This is a genomic window from Bradyrhizobium sp. CCBAU 21365 (genome assembly GCF_015291305.1).
GTDB classification, from domain to species: domain Bacteria; phylum Pseudomonadota; class Alphaproteobacteria; order Rhizobiales; family Xanthobacteraceae; genus Bradyrhizobium; species Bradyrhizobium elkanii.
Window position 1 is genome coordinate 5,207,043 of record NZ_CP030036.1, and the last position, 22,726, is coordinate 5,229,768.

Consider the following 22,726-nt stretch of genomic DNA (forward strand, 5'->3'; position numbering starts at 1 on the left):
ATAACGTCGCTCTCCGCTGGAAACCGACCCGTACATCCATAAGGGGTATTCATGAAGACCGCCAAAGACGTCCTGAAATCGATCAAGGACAACGACGTCAAATACGTCGACCTGCGCTTCACCGATCCGCGCGGCAAGTGGCAGCACGTCACCTTCGACGTCAGCATGATCGACGATGACATCTTCGCCGAGGGAACGATGTTCGACGGCTCGTCGATCGCCGGCTGGAAGGCGATCAATGAATCCGACATGTGCCTGATGCCCGACCCGGTCACCGCGACGATCGACCCGTTCTTCGCCGAGACCACCATGGTCATCACCTGCGACGTGCTCGAGCCGACCACCGGCGAGCCTTACAACCGCGACCCCCGCGGCATCGCCAAGAAGGCCGAGGCGATGGTGAAGTCGATGGGCGTGGGCGACACCGTGTTCGTCGGCCCCGAGGCCGAATTCTTCGTGTTCGACGACGTGCGCTATTCGGCCGAACCCTACAACACCGGCTTCCGCCTCGACTCCTCCGAGTTGCCGATCAACTCGGCGACCGAATATGAGGGCGGCAACCTCGGCCACCGCATCCGCACCAAGGCCGGCTACTTCCCGGTGCCGCCGCAGGACTCGGTGCAGGACATGCGCTCGGAGATGCTCGGCGCGATGGCCAAGATGGGCGTCAAGGTCGAGAAGCACCACCACGAGGTGGCGTCGGCCCAGCACGAGCTCGGCATGAAGTTCGACACCCTGACGCTGATGGCCGACCAGATGCAGGTCTACAAGTACTGCATCCACCAGGTCGCCCACATCTACGGCAAGACCGCCACCTTCATGCCGAAGCCGGTCTATGGCGACAACGGCTCGGGCATGCACGTCCACCAGTCGATCTGGAAGGACGGCAAGCCGACCTTCGCCGGCAACAAATACGCCGACCTGTCGGAGACCTGCCTGCACTATATCGGCGGCATCATCAAGCACGCCAAGGCTATCAACGCCTTCACCAACCCGTCCACCAACTCCTACAAGCGTCTGGTCCCGGGCTATGAAGCCCCGGTGCTGCTCGCCTACTCGGCGCGCAACCGTTCGGCGTCCTGCCGCATCCCCTACACCGCGAACCCGAAGGCCAAGCGCGTCGAGGTGCGTTTCCCCGACCCGATGGCCAATCCCTATCTCGGCTTCGCCGCGATGCTGATGGCCGGCCTCGACGGCATCAAGAACAAGATCGATCCGGGTCCGGCGATGGACAAGGACCTCTACGATCTGCCGAAGGAAGAGTTGAAGCAGATCCCGACCGTGTGCGGCTCGCTGCGCGAGGCGCTCGAGAGCCTCGACAAGGACCGCGCGTTCCTCAAGAACGGCGGCGTGTTCGACGACGACTTCATCGACGCCTATATCGAGCTCAAGATGACCGAGGTCGCCCGTTTCGAGATGACCCCGCACCCGGTCGAGTTCGAGATGTACTACTCGCTGTAAGCTCTCTACAGCACTCACCGATGCGAAAGGCGCTTCCACCGGAAGCGCCTTTTGTTTTTGTACGCGACTACACCTTCGCCTTGGCGAGCCGCCGTCCGCCGGCGTCGAGCTCGTCGAAGGCGCTGAGGTCGCAAAGGTTTGCGCCGACTATGCGGTGATCGACACCGCGCAGCGCACCCAGGCGATCTTCATGCCGCTCGGCTACATGCTCGGCCAGGATCCGCTGCTGATCAAGGCGGACATGCTGGTGCGCCGCACCGGCAAGAACCCGATCACGGTGCGCGGCCTCGCACACGCGCTCGGCCTCAGCGAACGCACGCTGAACCGCCGCTTCCGCGAACTGACCCACGAGCCTCCGCAGGCCTTCATCATGCGTCGCCGCGTCGAGCACGCCCGCACGCTGCTGGAGACCACAGCGCAGCCGATCAAGGCGATCGCCCGCGCCACCGGCTATGAGGACGAGAGCAGCTTTCGAAAAGCCTTCCGCAAGCTCACGCTCACCTCACTCCAGGCCTACCGCGCGCAGCGATCGATCCGTGCGGCCTGATCGCAGCGCGTCACACCCGGAACAGCTTGGCGTACTTCGCCTTGATCTCCTCGGACTGCACCTGCACCTGGGCCGGATCGGCTTTCAGCATTTTCAGTTTGTCGAGCGGCACGTGCCCGGCCTTCTCCTTCACCTTGCCGTGGAACGAACGGTGCGCGAATTCGTCGGCCAGCATCTGTTGGGTCTCGGCGCTGAAGAAATAGCTCTGGAACAGCCGCGCGGCATTCGGGTTCGGCGCGTTCTTGAAGATGCCGCTGGGGACGATGATCAGCGGCGCGCCTTCGGTTGGATAGACCACCTCGACAGGCTTGCCCTGATCTTTGGCCAGCACGAGGTTATAGTCGTTGCCGTCGGCCATCACCGCGCGCTCGCCGAGCAGGATCTTTTTCGGTGGATCGGCTGCCGACTGCACCTGCATCACCCGCTGCTGCGAAAGCTTCTCCAGATACGGCCAGCCGAGGTCGCGTGCCAGCACGAAGGTCGCGGTCATGATCGCGCCGGAATAGCTCGGGTGACCCTTGACGATCTTGCCGCGCCACTTGGGATCGAGCAGGTCGGCGTAGCTCTTCGGCGCCTCCTCGCGCTTCACCTGCTCGGTGTTGTAGCCGATCACCTCGAACCAGGCGCAGGATGTCGCCGAGGTGCCGTCGGGATCGATCTGGTCGGCCGGAAAATGCCTGGCGACGTCCTCCGGGACATAGGCCGCGAGCCAGTCGTTCTTCTTCCAATCGAGATAATGCGCGGGATCGGTGGAATTGGCGACGTCGACGGCGTTGATGCCGCTGCCCTGCTCCTGCGCGATGCGCTGGAAGATGCGCTCCGCGCCGGAGCGCTCGACGCGGACGCTGATTCCGGGATATTTCTGCTCGAAGTCACGCGCGAGACGCTCGGCCGTGTTCAGTTCCAGCGCGCTGTAGAACGAGATCTTGCCTTCCTTCTTCGCGGCTGCGATCAGCTCCGGCGTCACGGCTTCCGCCGGCGGCGCCGCCGCGCGCAGCGGCTCTGCGAATACCATGCCGGCGGCGGTGGCCGCCGTCACCTTGAGCCAGTCGCGCCTCGACCATTTGCGGTCCTGCATTCCATACTCCCTGAGATCGGGCCGTTGACCGGCCGCGCCTTTGTCGCGGGAGCTTAGCGCGTAGCATGGGTAGAGCGAAGCGAAACCCAGCGGCCGCATCGGGGATGTTGGGTTTCGCGCAGTTTATCATCGGGCCGCGCGTTGCGGACCCGTTGGCATCCAGGCGACGCCGCGGTCTACGTCTTCCCGGGCGGATTCTCGCGCAGGAAGCGTTCGAGATCGGGCTGCACGGAATAAGGCTGTGGAACCGGATCGCCCTGAAAGTCGACCTGAAGATCAAGGCAGCGCCGCAGCATCCGCGCCAGTTCGCCGCGCCGATAGGGCTTGATGAGCAGCGGAATGCCGTGCCCGCCACGCCCCTGCTGCGCAGGCAGCACGCCGTCGCTGTAGCCCGAGGTGAACAGCACCCGCAGCGCCGGGCGCCCCGCCATCAGTGTCTCCGCCAATTGCCGGCCGTTCATGCTGCCGGGCATCACGATATCGGTGAACAGAAGGTCGAACGCGGTGCCGCGTTTGACGATTTCGAGCGCGACGTCCGCGTTTGCCGCGACCAACACGTGGTAGCCGAGGCTTTCGAGCTGGCCCGTGACATAGTCCCGGATCGTAGGGTCGTCCTCGACGCACAGGATCGTCTCGTCGCCACCCCTGACGGGCAGATCGTCCTCCTCCGCCGCGCGCTGTGCGGTGCCGTCGGCCTTCGGCAGATAGATCCTGAAGATGGTGCCGCGCCCCTGCTCGCTCTTGACCTCGATACCGCCGCCGCTTTGCTTGACGAAGCCGAACACCATGCTGAGCCCGAGCCCGGCGCCCTGCCCGACCTCCTTGGTGGAAAAGAACGGATCGAAGATCTTCTCCAGATGCGTCGGCGAAATGCCGGTGCCGGTATCGGTCACCTCGATCACGAGATGATCGCCGGCGCGCTCGACGCCGCACGTCACGGCGTCGGGAATCCCGAGCTGGATGTTGCGGGTCGCAAAGCTCAGCGTGCCGCCGTCAGGCATGGCATCGCGCGCATTGATGGCGAGATTGACCAGCGCGGCACCAAGCTGGCTGCGGTCGACGAAGGCGAGCCAGGCGTTGCGGCCGAGCTCCGTCCTGATCTCGGTCTGCGAGCCGAGCGTCTGCGACAGCAGCCGGACCACCTCGCCGACCAGGTCGTTGACGTCGGTCTCGGCGGGCTGCAGTGGTTGCTTGCGCGCGAATGCCAGGAGGCTCGAGGTGAGCTGCGCGCCGCGATCGGCGGCATCGCTGATCAGCTTGGCGATCGCAGCAAGCTGCGGGTTGTCCTTGACGCCGTCGGCGAGGATCTCGATCGTGCCGGTGATCACGGTCAGCATGTTGTTGAAGTCGTGCGCGATGCCGCCGGTCAGCCGCCCCAGCGATTCCGACTTCTGCGCCTGGATCAACTGCTCCTCGGCGATCCGGCGCTGGCTGACATCCCTGACAAAGGAATTGATGATCCAGCCGTCGCCGCGGCGCAGCGCGTTGAGCGACACCTCGACATAGAACCGGTGACCGTCGCGGTGCAGGCACGCCGTTTCATAGCGCATGCCCATGCCGCCGGCCGCGGTTTCCTGCAGGAAGCGGGTGATCCGCTGCCGGTGCGCAAGGCGCAGCTCCTCCGGAAACACCAGTTCGACCACCCGATGGCCGACCGCCTCGGACCGCGTCCAGCCAGTCAGCGCCTCGGCCTGCGGGCTCCAGTCGAGAATGAAGCCGTCCTGGTCGGTCTGGACGAAGGCGTCGAGCGCGGTCCTGACGATGGCCTGCGCCATCTGCTCGCTCTCGACCAGCGCCTGGTGTGCCCGCCGCTGCGCGGTGACGTCGTGCAGCACGGCGACCGCGCCCCGCAGATTGCCGGTATCGTCGCGCAGCGGCCGCGCGTTGACGACAAGGAATACGGCCGGTTGCGGCGGTTGCGGTTTGACGATCAGCTCGAAATCGTCGACGTTATCGCCGCGCAGCGCACGCGCCATCGGCGTGTCCGGGATCGGCATCACGGTGGTGCCGTCGGCATAATAGTTCTGGAAGGTGCGAACGCCGGTCAGGGTATCAAACCCGGGTTCGACGCTGTACAGCCGCCGCGCCGCGGCGTTGACGATCACGATCATCCCGTGCTCGTCGGCGACCACCACCGGATCGCGGATGCTCTCGACGGTCTTCTCCAGCAGGTGCTGCCTGCTGCCCAGCTGCGCCGACAATTCGGCCAGCGTCGCCGCAAGCTGAGCGGTCTCGCCGTCATCGCTCGAGCCGAGCGTGACCTGCTGGCCGCGCGACAGCGCCTCCGCAGCCCGCACCAGCTGGGCGGGCGTCCTGGACAGCGATCTCGCAATCACCTCAGCCGTCATCAATACCACCGCAACCGCGCCACCCGCGAGCAGAATGCCCGGCCAGGTCACGCCATGGATGAAGCCCAGCGCGAGCAGGAGCGCGGCGACGGGAAACATCATCCCCATCGCCAGACGGCCCGACAAATTCATCCCGACCACCCCCTCGTGTCGGCTGCACCGAAAATGGAAAAGGAAAAACAGTAATCCGGAAAGGGGTGTCGGCGCCGGAGCAAATATCCCTGTTGCTTAGCCGAGTCCGGCGCGGCAATCCGCCACTTTCGTATCCGTATTAGTACGGAGAAAGACCGTTTCCGGCGCGCGCTCGATACCGGAAGAACAGCTGCGGCCTGTCAACCAGCGGGACATCTCGCCAGCAGCGCAACTCAACATACTGAGAATCCGCGTGAAGGCCCCGGAGTACATGTCTGGCGCCACGGTCAGGCACCGGCCGAACGCGCCATGCAGGATGCCGACATGGTCGCCTGCCGAACATGCAGCGCTCCGCATCCCCGCGTTCGGGGTCCGGCCCAGCCCTCCCCGGCGCTTGGCGACACTCTCAACGCCGACTAACGACACCTCGAAGTACCTCGGCTCCGGGACGCATCAGATGTTCGAGCTCGATACCGTGAGGCGGCCAAACAGGGCCCCGATCCACGAGCTCGAGCGCTCCATGGCAAGCGGTGTTCCCGATTGCGGACGAACAATATCTCGGTCAAAATCGTCGGGACAGTTCAGGAAGGGTGAGCTGATAAAAGAAAGACGATGTGACGTACAGGCCGCATCCTCATCCCTGGGAAGCTTAAGCTGCAAATACCCATCCGGGTCCCGTTGAATGTTAGCACGCCGAAGAGCGGATCTGCTCTCAAGGCGGGTGACCTTGCATTTGATACGGAGCACAAAATGGATTCCATGCTGGATGACAGGAGCGCGGAAGGGCGGCTCGCGAGCTTGGAAGAGCAGCTTTCGAACCTCGCGCGCGAAGCGGGAGTCACTCCTTCCGACCCGCCGACCACCATGAAGGCGTTTCGCGCGCCGCTAGCGACGGTTCATCGATTGGCGGATTGGCGCCACCTGGCTCTTGTCGGTTCTGTGCTGGCAGCATGCATTGGTGGCGCTGCTTGGTGGTGGTCGTCACCCACAGATACGGCGATGGTGGCCTCCTCTGGGCACTCCTCACCTCCTGCGCAAACCCCACCGAAAGACGCCGCGCCGAAAGACGTTGCGCCGACTGCCGCCGCACTTTCTTCCGACCTGGCGCAGCAGCTTCAACCGATGGCGCGTGATCTCGCTGCCTTGAGGCAAGCGGTCGAACAGCTTGAGGTGAGGCAGGAACAATTGGTCCGCGACCATAAGAACCTCGCAAGCCAACTCGAGGCGAGCCAAGCCGAAATGGCGCGCAGCAAGGATATCATCGACCAGATCAAGGCGACCCAGGATCAGATGGCGCGCGAAAGCGAGACGGTCACCGAGCGGCTCAACGCAAGCCAGGAACAGCTGGCCGGTGTCACCGCCAACGCCGCGGAGCCAAAGGTGAGCCCCGAACAGCCAACGGTAACCCCGGAAATACCCCTGCCGCGCGCGCGGCCGTCGGCCAATGTTGCCCAAACGCGCAAACCGGCGCCACCCCCGGCGCGGCCGCACGCCACCGCCAAACCGCAACCGCCGGCATGGCCATGGTCAGTGCGCTAATGCCGTGACGTGCCTGCTTCCTGCGCGCCATCGACGCGGCAACGCTCATACCTGCATTTGCGATCAATGAAGCAACACGAAGAGGCCGCTGGCGCTGGTCAGCGGCCTCTTGAACCTGATCTTAAATGAACGTCTTGGTGGTAAAATCTTTGCCTCAGGTCCGCCATTATTAAACGGGGAATTCGCCACACAGTGAAGTCCTAACAGGTGCGACGCTCAACGGAACTCTTGGGACGTTGCAGGGACAACACACTTTGCGTTGGGGACGATCCACTCGCCTGCCGCGCGGCTCATGGCTTGCCAAACCAAGGTGCGCCAAGCCGACCCGACGGGCAACTCAGCAAAAACCTGTCAATCCTCGCGCGCGAAAATATTTCGCTTTATCCGAAGCGCAGCTCAGTGTATCAATTCCCCGTCTCACCCGATCGAGGGGCGCTTCGCGGTCGTCACGAACGTGGGTCGAGATGCGGTGGACGCCGAGCGTGTGACTGACGAGATCGCGCAAGGCGGACGGCGAAATCGTGCAGGCCTGACGCCCTAACGGCAGGTGTCTTTTCACATTGCGCGATGCGCGTTGTGGAGACGGTGACAACAAAGCCCAGTCTCGCCGGGGAGAGCACGTATAAGCCGTAACCCATCGCGCAGGGAAAGCCGGGTTGTATCCGGTTACACCTGTGGTCCTACCCCCGAGCTTTCTACCCATTGCTCGGGGCCCATGGGTGCGATCGGCACCCGGCTTTCCCTGCGCCCTCTGCTCAAGAGAGGGCCCAACGAAGAGCAAAGCTCGGACAAAACATGTCGCGAGAACGCGGATGTGTGACTCACAGACTGCGCGACACACTCAATGTCGTCCCGGCGAAGGGCGGGACCCATTACCATCGATGGTCATTGTTGAGCAGTGCTGCAATGACGAGTCCCCTCCACAACACCCGCTGCGGAGTATGGGTCCGGCCTTCGCCGGGACGACAGCTCGTTTTCCGGAGACCGACGTCATGCTAAACGCGCAGGGACGATGGCGGTGAAACCGTCCTACGCCGCCCGCCGCCGCTCGCGCAGCGCGTCGCCGAAGGCTTCGAACAGGGCACGGTTGATCGGATTGCGCTGCGGATCGTATTCGGCGTGCCACTGCACACCCAGCGCAAAGCCCGGCGCATCCGCGATGCGGATCGCCTCGATGGTGCCGTCCTCGGCAATGCCCTCGATCACGACGCGCTTGCCGGGCTCGAGGATGCCCTGGCCGTGCAGCGAATTGACCCGAATGGTCTCCCGGCCGAGGATTTTTGCAAACGCGCCGCCCGGCGTCAGTGCGACGTCATGACGGTCGGCGAACACAACGGTCGGGTCAGGATGGATTTCGCCGTTCTCGAGCCGCGGCATCCGGTGGTTCATGCGGCCCGGAATCTCGCGGATCTCCGGATGCAGCGAGCCGCCGAAGGCGACGTTCATCTCCTGCAGGCCGCGGCAGATACCGAAGATCGGAACGCCGCGTGCGACACAGGCCTCCGACAGCGCCAGCGCGACGTCGTCGCGGTGGATGTCGTAGGGCTCGTGGGCGGCACACGGTTCGGTGTTGAAACGGGTCGGATGAACATTGGCGCGGGCCCCGGTCAGCACGACCCCGTCGACCACGTCGAGCAAGGCGCCGACCTCGGTGATTTCGGGGCTGCCCGCGAACATCAGCGGCACCGCGCCCGACACCTCGGCAACCGCGCGAAGGTTGCGCTCCCCGACCATCTGGACTGTGAAACGATTTTCGATGCGATGGGCGTTTCCGATCACGCCGACCACGGGCCGTCTCATTATTGAAGTCTCGCGCAATGATTCTTCTAAGTTTGCGACGTTGCGGAGACGATCATGCCTTCGAGTTCCCGCCGGATCAACTGTCTATATCTGCACAGGGGGGCTTGCAGTCCTGCACAGATTCGCACCCCTCGGGACCCAAAGCCGGCCGGACGGCACCACCAATCGCGCCCGGCGCCGCAGCGCGTCAGCGGCAAACCGGCACGGTCCCGCCAGCTTGATCCCGGCGGGGTTTTCGCCAAAGACTGCTTCGGACCGTCGCGAAGGGGGAATCACCCGTGACAGACTCGGCTGACCATCGCCTGCAGGCCCGCAACGACTTGGCATGGGCGATCGCCGTCGGCGGGATCGGCGTGGTGCTGTTCGCGGCCCTGCTGACCTTCGCCTGGCATTTCGCCGCCACCCTGTTCCTGCTGTTCGCGGGCATGCTGCTCGGGGTCGCCCTCAATGCCATGACCACCCTGCTCGGCCGGCTGACCAAGCTGCCCCACGCGTTGCGGCTTGCGATCGTCTGCCTGGCGATGGCCGGGCTGCTGTCCGGCATCGTGTTCCTCGGCGGCACCACGATCGCGCAGCAGGCCACGGTGCTGAGCAACACGATTAAATCGCAGCTCGGCAGCGTCAAGGACTTCCTCGAACAGCACGGGGTCGACACCAGCTATCTCGATTTCACCAATGCCGCCGGCGAGGCGAAGGGCGAAGGCACCGCCGTGACGACAACGACGACGCCCCCATCGTCCCAGTCCCATGGCATCCCCGGCGCCGGCGCGCTGGCCTCCAGCGGCGGCGCCATCATCAGCCAGACGCTGAAGGTGCTGCTCGGCACCGTCAGCGTCGTCGGCAACTTCTTCATCGTGCTGTTTCTCGGGCTCGCCTTCGCGGCCCAGCCAAGCATCTACCGCGCCGGACTGTTGTTCATCGCGCCGGCGAAGTACCGCGCGCAGGCGACAATCATCGTCGACCGCATCGGCGAGACGCTGGAGCGCTGGCTGATCGCGCAGATCATCACGATGACGGCGGTGTTCCTTGTCACCTGGATCGGGCTTGCCATCATCGGCATTCCGAGTTCGTTCATCCTCGGCATCCAGGCCGGCCTGCTCGCCTTCATCCCGACGGTCGGCGCGATCCTCGGCGGGCTGATCGTGGTGCTGGCGAGCCTTGCGACAGGATGGATCGCGGCGCTGTCGGCCTTCATCCTGTTCCTCGGCGTCCACGCGCTGGAAAGCTACGTGCTGACGCCGATCATCCAGCGCCAGGCGCTCGACATCCCGCCGGCGACGCTGTTCGCGTTCCAGATCCTGCTCGGCGTCGTGTTCGGCATCTGGGGGCTGGCGCTGGCGCTGCCGCTGATGGCGATCGCCAAGGTGATGATCGATCACTTCAAGACGGAGGAGCCGGCGCGGGCCGCGTGACCCACGTCAGGAGAGCAGCAGCACGGTTCCCGCGACCATCAGCATCACGCCGGCCAGCATCACCATCGGCCAGCGGCTCTTCGGCGGCTGGTATCGCCCCTGGGCGCGCCGTTCGGCGATCAGCGCGGTCTCGTACTCATTGGAGTCCGAGAACAGGCAGGCGAAACCGCTGCGCGCCGAAACCGCATCCGCTTCGAGCGACATCAGGGCTGACTGCGGATTGCGGGGGCGGATCGACTCCATGCCCGAAAGCATGGGATCGAATGGTTAACCACTCGTTACCACACTCATGCCCGGACGCTTGCCGGCTTTTGCCGCGCCGAAGCCGGCAGGCCCGCGGTCTTGCGCCGCCAGTTCTCCAGCGAGAGCGGCAATTCCTCCGCCGCCTCGACGCGGTTGCGGCCGCCGCGCTTGGCTTGGTAGAGCGCGGTGTCGGCCGAGGCCAGCAGCACCTCGAGTTCGGTGCCGGCGGGGCCGCCGGCGACGCCGATACTGACCGTGGTGTCGACCGCGCCTTCCTCGCAGGTGATGTTGCTGTTCTCGAAGGCTTCGCGCACGCGCTCGGCGACCAGCACACCTTCCTCCAGCGAGCACGGCAGCAGCGCCGCGAATTCCTCGCCGCCGATCCGGCCCGACAGATCGCTGATCCTGAGGCTGTTGACTACCACGGCGGAGAACAGTTTCAGGATCTCGTCGCCCGCGGGATGGCCGAAGCGGTCGTTGATCGACTTGAAGTGATCGATGTCGAAGATCATCACGGTGACCGGCCGGCCGGCAACGGACTCGCGCTCGATCACCCGGGCGCAGGCCTCGGTGAAGCCGCGGCGGTTGAGCATGCCGCTCAGGGGATCGATCGACGCAGCCGTCTTGTGCACGGCCACCGCGCGGTCCGACACCATCATGAAGATCACGAACACCGTGCCGATCGCGTACAGCACGAGCTCGATCGAGAACAGCGTAACCCAAAAGCTGGAAACGAAATTCTGGCCGTTCAATCGCAGGAGGTCGCCGACCAGGATCGGCAGCATCAGGACGCAACCGTGCGCGACCGGGATCACGATCGCAAGCCAGCGCCGCTGCATCGCACGGCGGCGCTCGCTCCACAGTTCGGAGGCGGTCAGCGCGGCGTAGATCGCGACGATCCCGGCGCCGATCGTCAGGCGCATCGCGGGATCCTCAACCGTCGTCATCGCGCCGATCCATGCGATCGGGCCGAGCACGAGGCCCAGCAGGCTGGCCTTGCGGCCGTGGAAAATGCGCGCGGCATTCCAGACCAGGCCGCAGGCGGCGAAGCCGATCGCATTGAGGCCCAGCAGAACCATCGGATCGAGCGTCGAACTGCCGACCGTCCAGACCGCGACCGAGGCCGCGCCGAGCAGATAGGCGGTGCCCCACCATTTCAGTGCGGAAATGTTCTCCTGCCTGCCGAACAACCACAGCATGGCGCCGAGCATGCCCGCGACCATGGTGGCGAACAAATAAAGTGTCGATGGATCGAACGACATGAACTCACCCCAGCCCGGTGTGATGCAACGTTCGCAGGCGCAAATAAATACGGTGATGCAGCGCCACTGCGAGCCCGCAAGCTAGAAGGTGCGAGTTCCAATTTCGTTTGCACGCACACGCAAGTTTTCATGAAAAACTGCGCTAATTCGCGCCGAAGCACGACCGGTCGGGTGCAGCAAAAAGGGCGCCTTGCGGCGCCCTCTGCAACTCGATGCCTGCGGCAACTGCCGCGAATTTTACAACTCGAATTAGCGCTTCGAGAACTGGAAGGACTTGCGGGCCTTCGCCTTGCCGTACTTCTTGCGCTCGACCGAGCGGCTGTCGCGGGTCAGGAAGCCGCCCTTTTTGAGGACGCCGCGCAGCTCGGGCTCGAAGTTGGTCAGCGCCTTCGAGATGCCGTGGCGGACAGCACCGGCCTGGCCGGAAAGACCGCCGCCGGCGACGGTGCAGATCACGTCGTACTGGCCGTTACGGGCGGCAGCGACCAGCGGCTGCTGGATCATCATGCGCAGCACCGGGCGGGCGAAGTAGACTTCGAACTCGCGGGTGTTGACCGAGATCTTGCCGGAGCCCGGCTTGACCCAGACGCGGGCGACCGCGTCCTTGCGCTTGCCGGTGGCGTAAGCGCGGTTGTACTTGTCGACCTTCTTGATGTATTTCGGCGCGTCGGGCGCGGCCGGCTTGACCTGCGAGAGCTGGTCGAGGGACTGCAACGTATCGGACATTATGCGGCCCTCGTGTTCTTGCGATTCAGGGAAGCGATATCGACCTTCTCGGGGCTCTGCGCTTCATGCGGATGATCGGCACCCGGATAGACGCGCAGATTGCCCATCTGCATGCGGCCGAGCGGACCGCGCGGGATCATGCGCTCGATCGCCTTCTCGACGACGCGCTCGGGGAAGCGACCCTCGAGGATCTGCTTCGCGGTGCGCTCCTTGATGCCACCGATGAAGCCGGTGTGCTTGTAGTAGGTCTTCTGGTCGCGCTTGCGACCGGTCAGCACCACATGCGCGGCGTTGACGATGATGACGTTGTCGCCGCAATCGACATGCGGGGTGTAGGTGGGCAAGTGTTTGCCGCGCAGGCGCATCGCGACGAGCGTGGCAAGACGACCGACGACCAGACCCTTGGCGTCGATCACGACCCACTTCTTCGTCACTTCGGCGGGCTTGGCCGAGAACGTGCTCATGTGTGAAATCCGTGAAAAGGAAATCGGCGCCGTATGCGCCGAACTGGGCAGCTTTCTAGAGAAGCGCCGGGCGCGCGTCAACGCCCACGCACTCGAATTACATCAGAGAAAACAATAGTTTGCAAATATGGTGCAATAATACCGTAGAAAAGCCTATTGATTTGGAATGGAATAGGTCGCCGTGACATGGGCAATGGGATCGGGAGACGAGCCGGAGAGCAGGTTGACCTCGCCCACCGCGAGCCGCTTGCCGAGCTTGAGCAGCTTGGCCACCGCGAGCACGTCCTGCCCCGGCTGGCCCTTGCGCAGAAAGTTGATGTTGAGGTTGGTGGTCACGGCAAGGCCGACCGGCCCGATCGCCGACAGCAGCACCACGTACATCGCGAAATCCGCCAGCCCCATCAGGGTCGGCCCGGACACCGTACCGCCCGGCCGCAGCATGCGCTCGCTGAAGCGCTGGCGCAGCAGGGCCGTCTCGCCGTCGGCGCTTTCGATCCGGACATCGTCGTGGACGAACGCCTGCGGGAATTCCCTCCGCAGGAACTCCTCCACGTCAGCCACGCTCATTTTCGCAGTCGCCATGCCGTCCCTGCCCTCGCTTCAGCCTGCCTGTTACATTAAGTTGTCACAGAGACCAAAGTGGAATTTCATCATGTCCGTCCAAGCCGCCCGCGCCGAAGCGCCGCAACACCAGCCGATCCTGCTGCGTGAGACCATCGGCAGTATCGCGCTACTGACGCTCAATCGGCCGGGAGCGCGCAACAGCCTCTCCGAGGGCTTGATCGCCGAGCTGCACGTCGCGCTGGACGAGATCGGCGGCGACAAGCGCATCCGCGCCGTCGTGCTCGCCGCCAACGGCCCGGCGTTCTGTGCCGGCCACGACCTCAAGGAGCTCACCGCGCGCCGCAGCGACGCCGACCGCGGCCGCGCCTATTTCGCGCAAATCATGAACGCCTGCAGCGCGATGATGCAGGCCATCGTGCGCCTGCCGAAGCCGGTGGTCGCCGCCGTCCAGGGCATTGCCACCGCGGCCGGCTGCCAGCTCGTCGCAAGCTGCGACCTCGCGGTCGCCTCCGAAGCGGCGGCGTTCGCGACGCCGGGCGTCGACATCGGCCTGTTCTGCTCGACGCCGATGGTGGCGCTGTCGCGCAACGTGCCGCGCAAGCAGGCGATGGAGATGCTGCTGACCGGAGAGCCGGTCTCGGCGGCAACGGCGCAGAGCATCGGCCTCGTCAACCGCGTGGTCTCCGCGGGCACCGAACGCGACGCCGCGATCGCGCTGGCCGAGAAGGTCGCGCTGAAATCGGCCTACACCGTCAAGCTCGGCAAGGAAGCGTTCTATCGTCAGGCCGAGATGAACCTCGCCGACGCCTACCGCTTCGCCGCCGAGGTGATGACCGAAAACATGATGGCGCGCGACGCCGAGGAAGGCATCGGCGCCTTCATCGAGAAGCGCGATCCGAAGTGGCAAGACAAGTAAGATCGAAATGAATCACGACGCCTACGACGACAATTACATCCGCAGCATCCTGAACAACGTCAAGACGATTGCGATGGTCGGCGCATCGCCGGTCAATGTGCGGCCGAGCTATTTCGCATTCAAATATCTGGCGCAGCGCGGCTACGACATGATCCCGGTCAACCCCGGCCATGTCGGCAAGACCCTGATGGGCAAGCCGTTCGTCGCCTCGCTTGCGGACATCGATCGGCCGATCGACATGATCGACATCTTCCGCAATTCAAGCCACATCATGCCGGTGGTCGACGAGGCGCTGACATTGTCGCCGCTGCCGAAGGTGATCTGGATGCAGCTTGGCGCGCGCGACGACGCCGCGGCCGAGAAGGCGGAAGCCGCGGGCCTCAAGGTGGTGATGAACCGCTGCCCGAAGATCGAGTATGGCCGGCTGTCGTCCGAGATCTCGTGGATGGGCGTCAACTCGCGCACGCTGAGCTCCAAGCGCGCGCCGATCCCGACGCAGGGCATGCGGCTGTCGCTCAACCGCACGAGCTTCGGCGGCGGACAGACCGCGGCATCCGACCGCGCGGCAAAGAACAAGACCGAGACGACCTGACATCGCGGCGGAATAATCGCTGCGATCGTCCGGTATAGCGCGGGATGCCCCTCCAAAAACCGGCGGTGTGCCCAACTCGCTTGACGGCGGGCGCCGCCGCCATCAGCATGCCGCGCGTTTCGACCAGGCCACAACAGGATACAAAGAATGACCGATCGCCTTCCGGGATTTTCCACCCTTGCCGTGCACGCCGGCGCGCAGCCTGATCCCACCACCGGCGCGCGGGCGACGCCGATCTACCAGACCACGTCATTCGTCTTCAACGACGCCGACCACGCGGCCTCGCTGTTCGGCCTGCAGGCATTCGGCAACATTTATACCCGCATCGGCAACCCGACCAATGCCGTGCTCGAGGAACGTGTCGCAGCCCTCGAAGGCGGCACCGCGGCGCTCGCCGTCGCTTCCGGTCACGCAGCGCAGCTCGTCGTGCTGCAGCAGCTGATGAAGCCCGGCGACGAGGTGATCGCCGCGCGCAAGCTCTATGGCGGATCGATCAACCAGTTCACGCACGCCTTCAAGGCGTTCGGCTGGAATGTGGCCTGGGCCGACCCCGATGAGATCGAGAGCTTCGAGCGCGCGGTGACGCCGCACACCAAGGCGATCTTCATCGAGTCGATCGCCAACCCGGCCGGCAGCATCACCGACATCGAGGCGATCGCGGCCGTTGCGCGCAAGGCCGGCGTGCCGCTGATCGTCGACAACACGCTGGCCTCGCCCTATCTGATCAAGCCAATCGATCACGGCGCCGACATCGTCGTGCACTCCCTGACCAAGTTCCTCGGCGGTCACGGCAACTCGCTCGGCGGCATCATCGTCGACGCCGGCACCTTCGACTGGTCGAAGGACAACAAATATCCGATGCTGAGCGAGCCGCGCCCGGAATATCATGGCATCCGGATCCAGGAGACCTTCGGCAACTTCGCCTTCGCGATCGCCTGCCGCGTGCTCGGCCTGCGCGACCTCGGCCCGGCGCTGTCGCCGTTCAACGCCTTCATGATCCTGACCGGCATCGAGACGCTGCCGCTGCGCATGCAGAAGCACTGCGACAATGCCAAGGCGGTGGCGGAATTCCTCTCCACCCACCCCGCCGTGTCGGCGGTGAACTATGCCGGCCTGCCCGGCGACAGGTACAACGCCCTGCAGCGCAAATATGCGCCGAAGGGCGCCGGGGCGGTGTTCACCTTCAGCCTGAAGGGCGGCTATGACGCCGGCGTCAATCTGGTGTCGAACCTGAGGCTGTTCTCGCATCTCGCCAATGTCGGCGACACCCGCTCGCTGGTGATCCATCCGGCCTCCACCACCCACAGCCAGCTCGACGACGCCGCCAAGGTGAGGTCGGGCGCGGCGCCCGAGGTGGTGCGGCTTTCGATCGGCATCGAGGACAAGGAAGACCTGATCGCCGACCTCGACCAGGCCCTGCGCGCCTGATCCCGCAATTGTTCCGGAGCCGTGCGCCGCAGCGCTCCGGCAACTTGGCCAAGGCGACGGGCCTCCCGTTAACGCTTAATACCGACGGGCCTCTCGTTAACGTTCAATCCGGCTTAAACTGGCAGTGATAGGCTCCGGATGATTCGGGAGACCATTGATGCTGCGCTGGACATTGCCGCTCGCGATCGCGCTGTTTGCGATCCCGCCTGCTGACGCCGCCGACGGCCCGGCCGTCGCCAAGAGCGCGACCGTCAAGGCCGCGCGCCAGCTGCCGGCGGGCCTGCCGCACCGGCATTACGCCTACCGCACCACCATCACGTCGCCGACCTATGTGCGGCGCGGACGCCAGCTCGTGGTCGTCGAGCAGCCCGTGGTGATCCCGCTCAATTCCGAGCCGTACATCCCGTTCGTACCCGGCGAACCGCTGCTGCCGGGGTCGTCGTCGCTGCCCGGCTATTACGGCAACTGGCACTCCTACAACTATTTCGGCCCGTACTACGGCGGTGCCTATGTGACCTATTGGGACCGCCTGCCCTACGCCTGCGGCGTCTACGGCTACTGCTAGCGCGGAACGATCGGGTGGCCAGATCGCCGCAGAAATCCAGCGCACCGGCCTCGGGCAACGCGGTGACCGCCGATCTCGTCGCGGTGCTGGTCGCCGTCACCGAGGGCACGCCGAAGATCATGACCATCGCCGGCGGCTCCGCGCTGCCGAGCGGCCCGTTCGAGTTCACCCATCGCTCGCTGCAGACCGCGCTGCGGGCCTGGGTCGAAGCGCAGACCGGCCACCCGCTCGGCTATGTCGAACAGCTCTACACCTTTGCCGACCGCGGCCGCTCCGGCGACACCAAGGGGCTGCACAGCGTCTCGATCAGCTATCTCGGCCTGACCCGCGAGGATCGTGTCGGCGAAGGCTTCGAGGCGCATTGGTCCGGCTGGTACGACTACTTCCCCTGGGAGGATCATCGCGCCGGCGCACCGAGTTGCCTGGCAAGGATCATCGCGCCGAAGCTGAAGGCATGGGCGAAGGCAGCACAGTCGCCAACGCTGCAGCGCGAGCGCTGGCAGCGCTGCGCTATCACCTTCGGCCTCGATGATCGCGACTGGAACGAGGAGCTGGTGCTGCAGCGCTATGAGCTGCTCTACGAGGCCGCGCTGATCCCGGAAGCCGGGCGCGCGCACGGCCGCGAGGCGCCGATCGTGCCGGGCAAGCCGATGACGGCGGATCATCGCCGCATTCTCGCGACCGGGATCGCGCGGCTGCGCGCGAAGATCAAATACCGTCCGGTGGTATTCGAGCTGATGCCGGCCGAGTTCACCCTGCTGCAACTGCAACGCAGTGTTGAGGCGCTCGCAGGCCGGCTGGTCCACAAGCAGAACTTCCGCCGGCTGATCGAGCAGCAGGAACTCGTTGAAGAGACTGGCGCAATGGCCGCCGATACCGTCGGCCGGCCGGCCAAGCTGTTCCGTTTCCGCCATGCCGTGCTGGCCGAGCGGGCCGTCGCCGGCACCAAGCTCCCGCTTTCGCGCACTTGACACGCCTTATGCTCAGGATAAGTATAAGCCATCTTATGCTCACGGAGAGTATAAATGGCTGCACTCGATACCGAACTGCTCACCCGCACCGCGCCGCTCTATGAGCGCGTCAAGCGCGTCATCCCGCCGTTCGAATGGGCCACGTTCGCCGAGGACGTCGATGCGATCCTCGCGCTCAAACGCCGCCGCAATGCGGTGGTGCTGGCGCACAACTACCAGACGCCGGAAATCTTCCACGGCGTTGCCGATATCGTCGGCGACAGCCTGTTGCTCGCGCGGGAAGCGACCAAGGTCGACGCCGATGTCATCGTGCTCGCGGGCGTGCATTTCATGGCCGAGACGGCGAAGCTGCTCAATCCGGCCAAGACCGTGCTGATCCCCGACCTCAAGGCCGGCTGCTCGCTGGCGGATTCCATCACGGCGCAGGACGTGCGGCTGATGCGCGCGCGCTACCCGGACGCACCGGTCGTCGCCTATGTCAACACCTCGACCGCGGTGAAGGCCGAGTCCGACATCTGCTGCACGTCAGGCAATGCGCTGAAGGTGGTTGAATCGCTCGGCGCCGAGCGCGTCATCATGCTGCCGGATGAATATCTTGCGCAGAACATCGCCAAGCAAACCAGCAAGAAGATCATCGCCTGGAAGGGCCACTGCGAGGTGCACGAGCTGTTCACCGCCGACGACGTGCGTCAGCTGCGCGAGGATCATCCCGATGTCACCATCCTGGCGCATCCGGAATGCCCGCCCGAGGTGGTCGCTGAAGCGGACTTTGCCGGCTCGACGGCTGCGATGCAGTCGTTCGTCGAGAGCAAACGTCCGCCGCGCGTCGTGCTGCTGACGGAATGCTCGATGAGCGACAACATCGCGGCACGAAACCCCGACGTCGACTTCGTCCGCCCCTGCAATCTCTGTCCGCACATGAAGCGGATCACGCTGAAGAACATCCGCCACGCGCTGGAGACCAACCAGCACGAGGTCACCATCGACCCTGCGATCGCCGATCGCGCGCGCAAGAGCGTCGAAAGGATGCTGGCGATATGAGCACCGATATCTCCGATCTCAACGGCCGCCCGGTGATCATCGGCGGCGGCGCCGCCGGGCTGATGACCGCGCTTCAGCTCGCGCCCGAGCGGGTCGTGCTGCTGTCGAAATCGCCGCTCGGCGCGGAAGCTTCCAGCATGTGGGCGCAGGGCGGCCTTGCCGCGCCGGTCGGCGCCGATGACAGCCCTGCCCTGCATCTCGCCGATACGCTCGCGGCCGGCGCCGGCCTTTGCGATGCGGCCGCCGCGAGCCGGATCGTCCACGCCGCGCCCGCCGCCGTCGAACAGCTGGCGAGGCTCGGCGTCGCCTTCGACCGGCACGCCGACGGCAGCTGGCGCCTCGGGCTCGAGGCCGCACACCGCCGTAACCGCATCGTGCACGCCACCGGCGACGGCACCGGCCGGGAGATCATGCGCGCGCTGATCGCGGCAGTCCGCCAGACGCCGTCGATCACGCTGCTGGAAGGCGTCGAGGCGCGCCGGCTGATCGTCGAGGACAACGCGGTCAGGGGCGTGCTTGCAGCGAGCGCAAGTGGCGCGCTGACGATCGCGACCAACCGCGTCGTGATCGCGACCGGCGGCATCGGCGGGCTGTACGCCGACAGCACCAATCCCGGCGGATGTTTCGGCCAGGGGCTCGCGCTCGCCGCACATGCCGGCGCGAAACTGTCGGACATCGAGTTCGTCCAGTTTCATCCGACCGCCTTCGACGGGCCGTCGCGGCCGATGCCGCTGTTGACCGAGGCGATCCGCGGCGACGGCGCGGTGCTGATCGACGAGACCGGCCAGCGCTTCATGGCCGATCAGCCCGGCGCCGAGCTTGCGCCACGCGACATCGTCGCGCGCGCCGTGTGGCGCCATCGCGCCGCAGGGCATCGCACCTTCCTCGACGCGCGCAAGCACCCGGGCGTGGATTTCGCCCAGCGCTATCCCGTGATCAGCGCGTTCTGCAAGATGGCCGGCATCGATCCCTCCCATGATCTGATCCCGATCCGGCCGGCGGTTCACTACCACATGGGCGGCATCGCGGTTGATGGTTTTGGCCGCAGCACGGTGCAGGGCCTGTGGGCCTGCGGCGAGGCCGCACGCACCGGGTTGCACGGCGCCAACCGGCTCGCCAGCAACTCGCTGATGGAAGCGATCGTCTGCGCGCGCTGGGTCGCCGAGAGCATCGAAAGCGTGAGTGCAGGCCCGCGCGCCATGCTGCGCGACGACGCGATGTCACAGGCCTCCGATCCCTCCGCCGTGCGACCGATCCTCACCCAGGGGCTCGGCGTCCTGCGCGACCGCGACGGGATCGCCCGCGCGATCCGCAGCCTCTATCCACTCGCATGCGGTCACAGTGTGGCGTCCGATGCAGCATTGATCGGATTGATGGTCGCGATTGCCGCAATCAGGCGTGAGGAAAGCCGCGGCGGCCACTTCCGCAGCGATTTCCCGCACACCGCTGCGTCGGCCGTTCCGTCGTCCCTCACCCGCGTGGATGCACTCGCCGCCGCGCGCGACATCGTCGAATCCACGCCATTTGCCTGGAGTGCCCTGTCATGACCCTCAATCCCCTCTTGCCCCTGATCTATGAGCCGATCGTGCAGACGGCGCTGCGCGAGGATCTCGGCCGCGCCGGCGATATCACTGCAGATGCCATCGTGCCGGCCGGCCAGCAGGCGCGGCTGGTGATGCGGGCACGGCAGCCCGGCGTGATCGCCGGGCTCGACGTCGCGCGCTCGGCCTTCCAGACGGTGTCGCCGGCCATCACGCTGCGCGCCGAACGGCCCGACGGCAGCGCGGTCGAACCCGACCAGGTCATCGCGATCATCGACGGCCCGGCCCGCAGCCTGCTCACCGCGGAACGAACCGCACTCAACTTCCTCTGCCATCTGAGCGGCGTCGCCACCGCCACCGCCACGCTGGTCAAGGCCGTGGCGGGCACCCGCGCGCAGATCGTCTGCACCCGCAAGACCACGCCGGGACTGCGTGCGCTGGAGAAATATGCGGTGCGCGCCGGCGGCGGCGGCAATCACCGCTTCGGCCTCGACGATGCCGTGCTGATCAAGGACAACCACATCGCGCTCGCCGGCGGCATCCGCACCGCGATCGAGCGCGCCAAGGCCAATACCGGCCATCTCGTCAAGATCGAGGTCGAGGTCGACACGCTGTCGCAGCTCGAGGAGGCGCTGACGCTCGGCGTCGACGCGGTGCTGCTCGACAACATGACGGCCGAGCAGCTCAGCCAGGCGGTGGACATGGCGCGCGGCAAGGCGCTCACCGAAGCCTCCGGCCGCGTCACCGCGGCTATGGCCGCAGCGATTGCCGCAACCGGCGTCGACCTGATCTCGGTCGGCTGGGTGACCCACAGCTCGGCTGCGCTCGATATCGGGCTCGACTATCTGTCCTGAGAGGCTGGCTCGAAATGCGATCGATGAAATCGGGCTGCATCGTCTAGCTCCGTCATGCCCGGCCTTGTGCCGGGCATCCACGCAAGAAAGACGTAGATGGCCGGGACAAACCCGGCCATGACGAAAGAGAACCATTTTCGTTCAGTCAGAAACCAGGCTGGCCGACCGGCACGAGGGTCGGCTGGTCCCGTTCGGTCCGGCGCGCGGCGAAGCGCTCGGCCTGCAGCACCGCGAGCGTCAGCACGACGATGGCAACGGCCTGGTGCGTCAGCGCCAGATCGATCGGCACCTGATGCAGCAGCGTCAGGATGCCGAGCGTCGCCTGCAGCGTGATCGCCGCAACCAGCCACCAGGCCCCCGCGACGACAGCGCCGCCGGCGCGCGCGCGCATGGCATCGATCGCATGCGCGATCGCCAGCACGAACAGCAGATAGGCGGTCATGCGATGTTCGAACTGCACCGTCAGCGTGTTGTCGAACAGATTGCGCCACCACGGTGTCTCGAACCAAAGCCGGTCAGCCGACGGAATGAAGCCGCCGTCGATGTCGGGCCAGGTATTATAAACCCTGCCCGCGCGCAGCCCCGCGACCAGCGCGCCGAAATAGAGCTGCACGAAGGTCAGCACGAGCAGCACCGCACTCGTGATCTTCAGCCTGAGCGGCGCGATCACGGAAGGACGGTCCGTCAGGCGCCGCAGCGTCCAGACGATCGCCGCGAAGATGAGGAGCGCCAGCACCAGATGGGTCGCCAGCCGATACTGCGATACCTCGATGCGTTCCGAGAGGCCGGACGCGACCATCCACCAGCCGACGCCGCCCTGCAGTGCGCCAAGGCCAAAAATCACCCATAGCCGCCGGCCGAGTTCGCCGCTCACCGCGCCGCGCCACAGGAAATACAGGAACGGCAGCAAATAGGCCGCGCCGATCACGCGGCCAAGCAGCCGGTGGCTCCATTCCCACCAGAAGATCGTCTTGAAGTCCGCGAGCGTCATCCCGGCGTTGAGCTCGCGATATTGCGGGATCCGCTTGTAGCCCTCGAAGGCTTGGGTCCACTGCGCCTCGGTCAGCGGCGGCAGCGCGCCGGTCACCGGCTTCCATTCGACGATCGACAGGCCGGACTCGGTGAGCCGCGTGGCGCCGCCGACCAGGACCATCAGCGCGATCAGGGCGGCGACCGCGACCAGCCATACCCTGACGGCGCGGAGCTGCGATGTCTTTGCGGAAATACCGGCCATTTGCCCTG

General features: G+C 65.4%; 21 protein-coding genes. 12 read left to right on the forward strand and 9 right to left on the reverse strand.

Annotated elements, in window-relative coordinates:
* Positions 1–51: 51 nt before the first annotated feature.
* Both glnA and XI02_RS23985 read left to right on the forward strand, forming a co-directional pair.
* The gene (glnA, locus tag XI02_RS23980; protein ID WP_018271875.1) at positions 52–1,461 is read left to right on the forward strand and encodes a type I glutamate--ammonia ligase; all 1,410 of its coding nucleotides are present in this window, start codon (positions 52–54) and stop codon (positions 1,459–1,461) included.
* 154 nt (positions 1,462–1,615) lie between these two features.
* Entirely contained in the window at positions 1,616–2,008 is a 393-nt protein-coding gene (locus XI02_RS23985) for a helix-turn-helix domain-containing protein (protein ID WP_018271876.1), read from the forward strand.
* A gap of 10 nt (positions 2,009–2,018) precedes the next feature.
* On the opposite strand, the gene XI02_RS23990 is transcribed toward XI02_RS23985, so the two are convergent.
* On the reverse strand, positions 2,019–3,086 hold the full coding sequence (locus tag XI02_RS23990) for an ABC transporter substrate-binding protein (RefSeq protein ID WP_018271877.1): 1,068 nt from the start codon (positions 3,084–3,086) through the stop codon (positions 2,019–2,021).
* 176 nt (positions 3,087–3,262) lie between these two features.
* On the reverse strand, positions 3,263–5,566 hold the full coding sequence (locus XI02_RS23995; protein ID WP_018271878.1) for a PAS domain-containing sensor histidine kinase: 2,304 nt from the start codon (positions 5,564–5,566) through the stop codon (positions 3,263–3,265).
* A gap of 750 nt (positions 5,567–6,316) precedes the next feature.
* Between XI02_RS23995 and XI02_RS24000 the strand changes: the two genes are divergently transcribed.
* Entirely contained in the window at positions 6,317–7,105 is a 789-nt protein-coding gene (locus XI02_RS24000; protein ID WP_018271879.1) for a hypothetical protein, read from the forward strand.
* A 1,029-nt stretch (positions 7,106–8,134) separates the two neighbouring features.
* Here XI02_RS24000 and XI02_RS24005 read toward each other — a convergent pair.
* Positions 8,135–8,905 carry a gamma-glutamyl-gamma-aminobutyrate hydrolase family protein gene (locus tag XI02_RS24005; RefSeq protein WP_021079122.1) on the reverse strand — a complete coding sequence of 257 codons (771 nt, stop codon included), beginning with the start codon at positions 8,903–8,905 and terminating at the stop codon, positions 8,135–8,137.
* 278 nt (positions 8,906–9,183) lie between these two features.
* Here XI02_RS24005 and XI02_RS24010 point away from each other — a divergent pair, with 278 nt between their 5' ends.
* Positions 9,184–10,317, forward strand: coding sequence for an AI-2E family transporter (locus XI02_RS24010; RefSeq protein WP_026192827.1), 1,134 nt, complete (start codon positions 9,184–9,186; stop codon positions 10,315–10,317).
* A gap of 6 nt (positions 10,318–10,323) precedes the next feature.
* Here XI02_RS24010 and XI02_RS24015 read toward each other — a convergent pair whose 3' ends face one another.
* From XI02_RS24015 to XI02_RS24035, 5 genes are all read right to left on the reverse strand, one after another.
* Positions 10,324–10,560, reverse strand: a complete 237-nt coding sequence (locus XI02_RS24015; RefSeq protein WP_018271881.1) for a hypothetical protein — start codon at positions 10,558–10,560, stop codon at positions 10,324–10,326.
* A 44-nt stretch (positions 10,561–10,604) separates the two neighbouring features.
* On the reverse strand, positions 10,605–11,822 hold the full coding sequence (locus XI02_RS24020) for a GGDEF domain-containing protein (protein WP_018271882.1): 1,218 nt from the start codon (positions 11,820–11,822) through the stop codon (positions 10,605–10,607).
* A 249-nt stretch (positions 11,823–12,071) separates the two neighbouring features.
* Positions 12,072–12,548, reverse strand: coding sequence for a 30S ribosomal protein S9 (rpsI, locus tag XI02_RS24025; protein WP_016840521.1), 477 nt, complete (start codon positions 12,546–12,548; stop codon positions 12,072–12,074).
* The gene (rplM, locus tag XI02_RS24030; RefSeq protein WP_016840522.1) at positions 12,548–13,012 is read right to left on the reverse strand and encodes a 50S ribosomal protein L13; all 465 of its coding nucleotides are present in this window, start codon (positions 13,010–13,012) and stop codon (positions 12,548–12,550) included. Before rplM ends, rpsI begins: the two co-directional genes overlap by 1 nt.
* A gap of 153 nt (positions 13,013–13,165) precedes the next feature.
* On the reverse strand, positions 13,166–13,594 hold the full coding sequence (locus XI02_RS24035; RefSeq protein ID WP_016840523.1) for a PaaI family thioesterase: 429 nt from the start codon (positions 13,592–13,594) through the stop codon (positions 13,166–13,168).
* 70 nt (positions 13,595–13,664) lie between these two features.
* On the opposite strand from XI02_RS24035, the gene XI02_RS24040 reads away from it, so the two are divergent.
* The 8 genes from XI02_RS24040 to nadC all read left to right on the forward strand — a co-directional run bounded on the left by XI02_RS24040 (position 13,665) and on the right by nadC (position 21,484).
* On the forward strand, positions 13,665–14,492 hold the full coding sequence (locus tag XI02_RS24040; protein ID WP_018271883.1) for an enoyl-CoA hydratase: 828 nt from the start codon (positions 13,665–13,667) through the stop codon (positions 14,490–14,492).
* Between the two features lie 7 nt (positions 14,493–14,499).
* Entirely contained in the window at positions 14,500–15,084 is a 585-nt protein-coding gene (locus XI02_RS24045; protein ID WP_016840525.1) for a CoA-binding protein, read from the forward strand.
* A 147-nt stretch (positions 15,085–15,231) separates the two neighbouring features.
* Positions 15,232–16,512 (forward strand): O-acetylhomoserine aminocarboxypropyltransferase, encoded by a 1,281-nt coding sequence (locus XI02_RS24050; protein WP_016840526.1) that lies wholly within the window; start codon positions 15,232–15,234, stop codon positions 16,510–16,512.
* Positions 16,513–16,669: 157 nt separating this feature from the next.
* On the forward strand, positions 16,670–17,077 hold the full coding sequence (locus XI02_RS24055; RefSeq protein WP_018271884.1) for a hypothetical protein: 408 nt from the start codon (positions 16,670–16,672) through the stop codon (positions 17,075–17,077).
* Positions 17,078–17,091: 14 nt separating this feature from the next.
* Entirely contained in the window at positions 17,092–18,048 is a 957-nt protein-coding gene (locus XI02_RS24060) for a membrane protein (RefSeq protein WP_018271885.1), read from the forward strand.
* A 54-nt stretch (positions 18,049–18,102) separates the two neighbouring features.
* Positions 18,103–19,089: a quinolinate synthase NadA gene (nadA, locus tag XI02_RS24065; protein ID WP_016844950.1), complete on the forward strand. Its 987-nt coding sequence runs from the start codon at positions 18,103–18,105 to the stop codon at positions 19,087–19,089.
* Entirely contained in the window at positions 19,086–20,636 is a 1,551-nt protein-coding gene (locus XI02_RS24070; RefSeq protein ID WP_018271886.1) for an L-aspartate oxidase, read from the forward strand. Before nadA ends, XI02_RS24070 begins: the two co-directional genes overlap by 4 nt.
* Positions 20,633–21,484, forward strand: coding sequence for a carboxylating nicotinate-nucleotide diphosphorylase (gene nadC, locus XI02_RS24075; RefSeq protein ID WP_016844952.1), 852 nt, complete (start codon positions 20,633–20,635; stop codon positions 21,482–21,484). Before XI02_RS24070 ends, nadC begins: the two co-directional genes overlap by 4 nt.
* Before the next feature lie 145 nt (positions 21,485–21,629).
* Here the strand turns inward: nadC and XI02_RS24080 are convergent, their stop codons facing one another.
* Positions 21,630–22,718, reverse strand: coding sequence for a COX15/CtaA family protein (locus tag XI02_RS24080; RefSeq protein WP_026192828.1), 1,089 nt, complete (start codon positions 22,716–22,718; stop codon positions 21,630–21,632).
* Positions 22,719–22,726 lie beyond the last annotated feature (8 nt).